The organism is Pseudomonas bharatica CSV86 (genome assembly GCF_000319305.2).
Lineage (GTDB): Bacteria > Pseudomonadota > Gammaproteobacteria > Pseudomonadales > Pseudomonadaceae > Aquipseudomonas > Aquipseudomonas bharatica.
On the sequence record NZ_AMWJ02000002.1, the window covers coordinates 2,705,764 to 2,711,763 of the forward strand.

At 63.8% G+C, this 6,000-nt stretch carries 1 protein-coding gene and 1 pseudogene; both read right to left on the reverse strand.

Annotation, left to right across the window (positions count from 1 at the left end):
* Positions 1 to 188 precede the first annotated feature (188 nt).
* Entirely contained in the window at positions 189 to 530 is a 342-nt protein-coding gene (locus tag CSV86_RS26335) for a hypothetical protein (RefSeq protein ID WP_009407649.1), read from the reverse strand.
* Positions 531 to 675: 145 nt separating this feature from the next.
* Positions 676 to 6,000 (reverse strand): annotated as a pseudogene (locus CSV86_RS33865) (immunoglobulin-like domain-containing protein); the annotation flags it as partial.

Sequence of the window (6,000 nt, forward strand, 5' to 3'; positions counted from 1 at the left end):
CCCACAGGGTATTGGGCCAGCCTATATCACCTTGGCTTGCTCCAAAAAATCTCGGCCGAACACTGCACCGAGCCCTGACCTGGACATTGTGGGAGCTGGCTTGCCAGCGATGGGGCCGGCTTGAGCGATGAGGTTGTCAGGCCTGGCCAAATCGCTGGCAAGCCAGCTCCCACAGGGACCGCGGTGAGTCAGATCAACCCGCCCTGCTCGTCTTCATCGATCAGGTTGTTCAGGCCGCCCAGTGCCGCCCGCGCGGTGTTGCGGTTGAGCAGCTTGGCCTGGGCGCCTGGTGGCAGGTCGGTGATGCTGATCACACCCTTGGTGGTCAGCACATCGATCAAGTCCTCCAGGACCCGGATCATGTCCAGGTCGCTCTGCTTGAGCTGCTTGAGGCTGTTCTCCACAACATCGTCGGCGAACCACTCCAGGACCTCGGCGTGATCGGCCGGCAGCATTTCCGTGGCCTCGGCAAAGGCAACCGCTTCGACCCGGAGTAACTGGCCCGCCGCATCGCGTTGCACGTAGAACATGGTTTTACCTCGTCTCGTCGAATCCATCTCGTCAGCAGCTTAGGCCAGGCGCGCAGCGCGCGGCGCATGAGTATGCTTGGCCGCGACGCATCAGGCAAAACGGCTGTCGTCCGCCGGCTCCGCAGAGCCGGCGTCGGAACCGCTGTCAGCTGTTGTTGTGGTCGATCTTGATGGTCGGATCCGCACCGCTGATCAACGAGTTGATCGAGGTATTGGACCAGTTCACCCCTTCCAGCTTGATCGTTACGTCGGCATTGGCGATGCCGCCGCTCGCGTTGAGCTTGCCTTCACTACTGACCTGTAGGGTCGACTCGCCGTTCACCGTGGTGATCTTCAGGTAATTGTCGATGGTGCTGGCCTTTTCGCCCTGGAGCAGGTCGCTCAGGTCGAGACGGTCACCTTCGGCCGGCTTGAAGTCCTTGATGATGTCGTTGCCGGTATCGCCCGCCCGCCAGATGAAGGTGTCGGCACCCGAACCGCCGGTCAGGGTGTCGTTGCCCTTGCCGCCGAACAGCAGGTCGTTGCCTTCGCCACCGAGCAGGGTGTCGTTACCGGTACCGCCGAGCAGGATGTCATTGCCCTTGCCGCCATCGAGCGTGTCGTTGCCGCCCTGGCCGAAGAGAATGTCGTTGCCGTCGCCGCCGAACAGCTTGTCGTCGCCATCGCTCGTGCGCGAGATGTCGAACTCGCTGATGTGCTCGGTGACGTACTGGTGCATGGTCTTGCTGTCCACCGCGCTGACATCGATGCCCTTCTGCTGTGCAACGTAGCTTTGCAGGGCTTCGACGCCGTTGCCGGACACAGTCGGGAACAGGATCAGGTCGCCGAACACGATGTCGTTGCCATCGCCGGCATTGACCGTGTCGTTGCCCGGCAGGGTCGCCTCGGTGTGGCCGAGGATGGCGTTGGCCAGGTTGTTGGCGTCGATGTTGGTTTGCGGCACACCGTCGGAGTCGTATGGCTTCAGGTCGCTGGTATTGATGTCGCTGCCGATACCGATGGCCTCGATGTTCGGCGACAACGCCTTGAGTACCGCGAAGGCGCTCTTCGAGTTGTTGATGGTGTCGGTGTCGGCATAGCTGCCCTGGCCGGCCAGGCTCGACAGCTCGTAGGTACCGTCGCCCTGGGCATGCAGGGTGCCGCTGAGTGACGAGAACCAGCTGCCGTTCTTGTACAGGTTGAGGTTGCCGCTGCTGTCGATGGTCAGGTAGTTGTTGTTGTCCAGGTTGGTATTCACCACCTGGCCGATCTTGTAGTTGATCGACGACAGGTAGGTATCCATCGTCAGGTTGGCCTTGCTGCCGCTGTAGGTGATCAGCGTCGGGTTCACCCGTTCGCCGGTCTGGTAGTAGGTCGGCTGGCCGTCGGTAATGAAGAAGGTTTGGTTGGTCGCGGTGACACCGGCGTTCTTCAGGGCCTGGAACCAGTTCGCAGTGGTCTTGAAGGCGTCCTCGTAGTTGGTGCCGCCGTTGGCCGACATGGACGTCAGGGCGTTTTTCAGGGTCTGCAGCGCGCCGCTGTCGGCCAGGTTCACCGACACGGTGGATTTGACCTGGGTGGCGAAGTCCACCAAGAGGATGTTCACCGTGCCGGAGCTGGCGCCCTGGACGCTGTTGGACAGGGTGGTGAACACCGACTGCAGGGCTTTCTGCGCCGCGTCCACCGAGTCCTTCATGCTGCCCGAGGTGTCGACGATGAATGCCAGGTTGTAGTTCTGCCCGGCGACCACGTGCAGGCCGTTGATGTCGGCGGCGATGAGGTCGTTGCCGTCGGTACCGGTCCAGGTGTCGCTGTCGGCGGTGGCGTTCACCGCTGTGGCGTAGGTGTCGCCATACACCGTGACCTTGATGCTGCCCGGCGTGGTGGCGCTGCTGCCGTTGACGCTTTCGGTGGCGATGGCGCTGACCGACACGTTGAAGGTCCCGGAGTAGTACGCCGGTGGCTTGATGGTCAGGGCGTTGAGGTTCCAGCCGGTGACGTCTACCAGGGTGCTGCCCACGGCGACACTGTGGCCGGCGTTGTCGCTGATTACCGAGCCGGCCGGGATGCCGCCGAGCTTGACCGCCAGGGTTTCCGAGCCGTCGGTATCGGTCAGGGCCGAGCTGATGCCGACCAGCTTGACCGTGCCGTTCTCGCCGCCTTCATTGAGCTTGTAGCCGTCGTAGTAACCCTTGCCGCCGCTGCCGTGCAGGTCGGAAACGGTGACGCCGGCTGCCGCCAGGGCCGCCACGGTCGGGTACAGCGCGGTGCCGGCCTGGCTGACGTCGATGGTCGCGCCGCCGTTCACCGAGAGGTTGACGTCGTAGCTGCCCGGGCCCGCCTGGTTGTAATGGTAGATCTCGACGGTGTAGTAGCCGCTCTTGGTCGGTGTGAAGGTGCCGTTGAGCTGGCCGCCGGCGCCCCAGGTGGTGCTGGCCACGTCCTTGCCGCCCACCACCACTGCCAGGCTGTCGTCACCGGTACCGGTGAATTTGTAGGTGCTGCCGGCCTCCATGTACATCAGGCCGGACGTCTTCGAGGCAACGCCCGCCGTCACCGAGGTTTCCGCCGCGTTGGTGGCGATGGTGGTGGACTGCGCCTTGCCGGCCGCCGCGTCGATCACCGATTTCAGGGTTGCGGCATTGGCGCCGTTGCCGTCGGTGCCCAGGCCCGACAGCCCGTGTAGATCTCCTTGGTCAGGCCGATCGAGGCCACGGCGTTGCTGCCGATGGTCAGGGTCGGCTGGTCGGCGACCGGGGTGATATCGACTTTCAATGTGGCTTCGTTGCCCATGTCCTTGCCGTCGTACGGCTTGAACTTGATCTGCGCATAGTCGGCCTGCTGGTTGCCCACGCCGGAGCCGCCGTTGGCGCTGATGCCCGACTGGTTGGCCTGCGGCACGAACTTCAGGTTGCCCGCATCGATATCGGCCTTGCTGAACACCTTGCCGGCATCGGCGGCGGTCAGGGTCTTCCAGGTTGCCCCGTCCTTGTATTGCAGGGTGCCGTTGGCCGGCAGCTGGGTGATGGTGATGCCCAGCGCGCTCGGCAGGTTGTCCAGGTCGCTGACGCCCAGGCTGGACCAGGTCAGGACCAGGTCGGTGTCCTCGGTGCCGGTGATCTCGCCACCGGCGGCGGTCGGTGCATCGTTCACCGGCACCACGTTGACCGTGGTGGTGGCGACGTTCGAGGTATTGACCCCGTCCGTGACCGTCACGGTGATGACCCGCGGTGTGCTGCTTGGGTCATCGCTGGTGTTGATGAAGGTGATGTTCTTCAGGCGCTGGATGTAATCGGCGATCGACGCCGGGCCGCTAAGGACCAGGGTGACCTTGTCGTTGGTGCTCACCGCATTGATGCTGATGCCACCCACGCTGTTGCCCAGGTTCAGCGCATCGCCGGCCATGCGGTTGGTCAGGGTCACGGTAGCCCCGGTCATCAACGTGCTGTCGTAGTCGGTGATGTTCAGGTCGATATCGCCGATGGACACGCCGGCGCCCGGCTGGCCTTCGGTGAAGGTCACCTGGTAATCGGCACCGGTCGCACCGCTGGAGTTGTTGGCATCCAGGTCCAGGACCGGTGCCGGCTCGTAGATCGAGGTGGTCACACTGCCCTGGGTCGGGCTGACCACCACGCTCTCGAAGTTGCCGCCGGTGGCCGAGTCGATCTTGACGGTGAACTGCTCGGTGCCTTCGGTCACCAGGTCCTTGATGGTCGGAATGGTGAAGTCGACCTTGTTCGCCCCGGCCGGGATGGTCACGGTGGTCACGCCGGTGTAGTCCGAGCCATTGGTGGCGGTGCCGGAATAGCTCAGCTTGACGGTGACCGCCGACTGCGACGGGTTGCTCAGGTTGATGGTGTAGCTGCCGGTCGCACCCTCGGCCACCAGCGTGCTGCCGCTGATGCTGATGGTGGTGGGGGTATTGGTGTCGGTGACCTGGGTGACCGCTGGTGTGGCGTTGTAGGCCAGGTTCTCGAAGCCGCCACCGCTGGCACCGGTGATCTTCGTGCTGATGCTGCTGGCGTCGATGTACGGGGTGTCCGCCGGCGCCGGCAGGGTGATGCTGCTGGACAGCTGGTCCTTGCCGATAACGATGGTCGAGCCGTTGGACAGGGTCACGGTTACCGGCGACGCTGCCGGTTGGTCAGGGTCGCGGTGTAGGTGATCTGGCCGCCTTCCTGTACCGAGCCGGTGGCGCTGAGGCTCACGGTGGTGTGTCGATCGGGCCGTCGGTGACCGTGGTGGTGGTCGTGCCGGAGGCCTCCAGTTTCTCGAAGTTGCCGCCACTGACGCCGGTGATGCTGTTGGTCAGCGTCGGTTGCTGGTGTACGGGTTGTTCGGTGCGGTTGTAGTTGACCGAGCCGCTGGTGGCATTGACCGGGATGGTGATCGAACTGGCGTTGGCCAGGCTGATGACCAGCCGGCGCAACGGTCACCGGCGAGCTGACGGTAGCGGTGTAGACCACGGTACCGCCCTCGATCACGCTCGGGGTTGCACTCAGGGTCACGGTGCTGGTGTCGATGGTAATCGGTGACCGAGGTCACGGCCGGAGCCGAGCTGACGTTGACCTTCTCGAAGTCCCGCCGTGGTGGCGGTGATGCTCGTGCTGACGTTGGTGGCATCGACGTACACGCTGTTCTTCGGCGCATCGACGGTCACCGAGCCTTCGCTCAGGCCCTTGGCGATGTTGATGGTCGAGCCGTTGCTCAGGGTCACGGTCATCGCCGAGCCGGCCGGGTTGGACAGCTTGGCGTATAGGTGATCTGGCCGCCTTCCTGCACGGTGTTGGTCGCAGTGAGGGTGACATTTGTGGTGTCCAGGTTCGACGGGCTGTCGGTCACCGTAGTGGTGGTCGTGCCCGTGCTCACCAGCTTCTCGTAGTTGCCGCCGGTCATGCCGGTGATGCTGTTGGTCAGCGGTGTATTGGTGGCATACACATTGTTCGGCGCGACGTAGGTCACGGTACCGCTGGTGGCATTGACCGGGAGGTGATCGACTGGCCGTTGGCCAGGCTGATGACCAGCGGTGCCACGGTCACCGGCGAGGTGACGGTGGCGGTGTAGGTGACCACGCCGCCTTCGACCACGCTTGGCGTGGCGGTCAGGGTCACGGTCGAGGTGTCGATCGTATCGGTGACCGCCGTCACGGCGGGCGTGCTGCTGATATTCAGTTTCTCGAAGTCGCCGCCACTGGTGCCGCTGATCGTCGCGCTGACATTGCCGGCGTCGATATACACGCTGTTCTTCGGCGCATCGACGGTCACCGAGCCTTCGCTCAGGCCCTTGGCGATGGTGATGGTCGAGCCATTTGCTCAGGCTGACGGTCATTGCGCTGCCGGCCGGGTTGGTCAGCTTGGCGGTGTAGGTGATCTGGCCGCCTTCCTGGACGGTGCCGGAGGCGGTCAGGCTGACCCCGTAGTGTCGAGGTTGTTCGGGTTGTCGTTGACCACAGTGCTCGGCGTACCAGCGGTCACCAGCTTCTCGTAGTTGC

Excerpts from the sequence above, each read along its gene's own strand:
- CSV86_RS26335 (WP_009407649.1), bottom strand. The coding sequence starts at position 530 with ATGTTCTACGTGCAACGCGATGCGGCGGGCCAGTTACTCCGGGTCGAA.